2 protein-coding genes and 1 pseudogene are annotated in these 2,371 nt (G+C 75.8%); all 3 read right to left on the reverse strand.

Annotated features, from left to right (window positions below; genetic code table 11):
• The coding region (locus ACJA3G_RS35275; RefSeq protein WP_406557108.1) for a carboxyl transferase domain-containing protein at window positions 1–616 on the reverse strand (616 nt) is incomplete at its 3' end.
• Entirely contained in the window at window positions 609–2,030 is a 1,422-nt protein-coding gene (locus ACJA3G_RS35280) for an acyl-CoA synthetase (protein ID WP_406557109.1), read from the reverse strand. The genes ACJA3G_RS35275 and ACJA3G_RS35280, both read right to left, overlap by 8 nt.
• Before the next feature lie 82 nt (window positions 2,031–2,112).
• A pseudogene (locus ACJA3G_RS35285) lies at window positions 2,113–2,371 on the reverse strand (lysine transporter LysE); the annotation flags it as partial.

Below are 2,371 nucleotides of genomic sequence, written 5' to 3' on the forward strand. Positions count from 1 at the left end.
CCACCGCGTCCACCGCCCCGGCCGCGAGCTGCCCCTCGGCCGCGTACGCCGCCGGGTCCGCGTCGGCGGGGCGGACCCGGGAGCCCGCGAAGCCGACCTGGGCGCCCGGCAGCGCGAGGACCACGTCCGCGCCCGCGCCCAGCGTGGCCCAGCCGCCACCGGTCGTCGGGTCGCGGAGCACCGCGACCTGCGGCAGCCCGGCGGCGCGCAGCAGCGCGGACTGGCGGGCCACCCGCTGGAGCTGGGTGAGGGCGACCATGCCCTCCTGCATCCGGCTGCCACCGGTGGCGATCAGCGACACCAGCGGCAGCCGCCGCTCCCGCGCCGCCCGGTACGCCGCCTCCAGGCGGTCGCCCGTACGCTGCCCCAACGACCCGCCGAGGAAGCCGAATTCGAAGGCCAGCAGGACGCAGGGCCGCCCTTCCGCCTCCGCCAGGCCGTACACCACCGACTCCTGCTCGCCCGTGCGCTCCGTGGCCCGCGCCCTCGACGCCGCGTACCCCTCCCAGCCGAGCGGGCCCTCCGCCGGGCCGGACTCGCCCTCCGGGGGGAACAGTTCGGTGAAGGCGGACGTGGCCGCCCCGATCGCCGCCCGCGCGGTCAGCCGGTCAGCCATGCCCCAGCGCCCGCTTCATGATCTTGCCCATGTCGTTGCGCGGCAGCGTCTCCAGGAAGCGGACCGTACGCGGCCGTTTGTGCGGGGAGAGCTGGCCCGCCACATGCGCGGCCAACTCCTCGGCCGTGGGCGGCGCCTGGGGGTCGGCCGCGACCACCCACGCCACGATCCGCTCCCCGAGATCGGCGTCCGGCTCACCGGTGACGGCTGCCTCGCGCACCGCGGGGTGGTCGAGCAGCGCGTTCTCGATCTCGCCCGCCCCGATCTTGTAACCGCCGCTCTTGATCAGGTCGGTGGCCTTGCGGCCCACGATCCGTACGTAACCGTCCGCGTCCAGGCTCGCCAGGTCGCCGGTGCGGAACCAGCCGTCCTCGGTGAAGGCGGCGGCGGTGGCGTCCGGCCGGTTGAGATAGCCGGTGAACAGGTTCGGGCCGCGCACCTGGATCTCGCCGATACCGTCCGACTCGTCCGCCAGGCGCAGCTCGACGCCCGGCAGCGGTACGCCGACCGTCCCCGGCCGCGGCTCGCCGTCCACCCGTACGCTCGTGTTCATCAGCGTCTCGGTCATCCCGTACCGCTCGATCACCGTGCGGCCGGTCGCCGCCGCGATCCGGCGGTGGTCGTGGACGGGCAGCGCCGCCGACCCCGACACCAGCAGCCGCGCCCCGGCCAGCGCCTTCGCCAACTCCCGGTCGGTGTCGAGGGATTCGGCGATCCGGTGGTACATCGTCGGCACCCCGAACAGCATCGTCACGCCCGCCGACAGCTCGCGGGCCACGCCCTCCACCGAGAACCTGCCCAGGTGGCGCACCGAGCCGCCGCGCCGCAGCGGGCCGAGGACGCCGAGGATCAGCCCGTGGACGTGGAACAGCGGCAGCCCGTGGACCAGGACGTCCCGGTCGGTCCACGCCCAGGCCTCCGCGAGCGCGTCGAGGGTGACGGCGACGGCCCGGCGGGGCAGGACCGCGCCCTTGGGCGGACCGGTGGTGCCGGAGGTGTAGACGACGAAGGCGGGGGAGGCGGGGTCCGGCTCGGTGGCCGGGAGCCGCGCGCCCGGCTCCGCCGTGGTGTGTACGTCGATCCTGGTCAGTGCCTCCAGTGCGGACGGAAGCGGGGTGCCGGGGGCGGCGAGGACGGCCGTCGGCGCGCTGTCCGCCAGGATGTGCGCCAGCTCGCGTTCGCCCGTCCGGGGGTTCAGCGGTACGGCGGGGACCCCGGCCAGCAGCGCCGCCACCACCCCGACGGCCGTCTCCAGGGTCGGCGTCGCCCAGACCGCGACACGGCCGGCCCCGGCGAGCCGGCCCGCCAGGGCGCCCGCGGCCCCGGCGAGCTCCGCGTAGGTGAGGGAGTGCTCACCGAACCGAAGGGCTTCCTTGCGGTCGGCGGTGCGCAGCGCGGGAAGGAGAGGGGACACGGAGGGGCTCCTCGCAGTCGACGTCCGGCCGGCGGCATCACCGGCCCGGAAGGGCCACCCGAAACCCTACGCGGCACCGCGATCAAGGAAGCGGCAGCGCCACCTTGACCGCGTACGCCGCGACCAGCCCGTAGCCGATCCGGAACGTCCACATCCGGGCCGCCGCGGAGATCCGCGCCCCGGCGAACCCGCTCGCCGCCACGAGCAGCTGCTGCCACACGAAGGAGGCGGCGAACACCGCCGCGACGAACACGGCCCCGCTGCCGCCGCCGTGCAGGGCGCTGCCCTGGGCGGTGGTGAGCGCGGTGAAGTAGAGGGCGGTGGTGGGGTTGACGAGGGTG

The sequence above is a fragment of the Streptomyces sp. YS-3 genome (genome assembly GCF_045257485.1).
Lineage (GTDB): Bacteria > Actinomycetota > Actinomycetes > Streptomycetales > Streptomycetaceae > Streptomyces.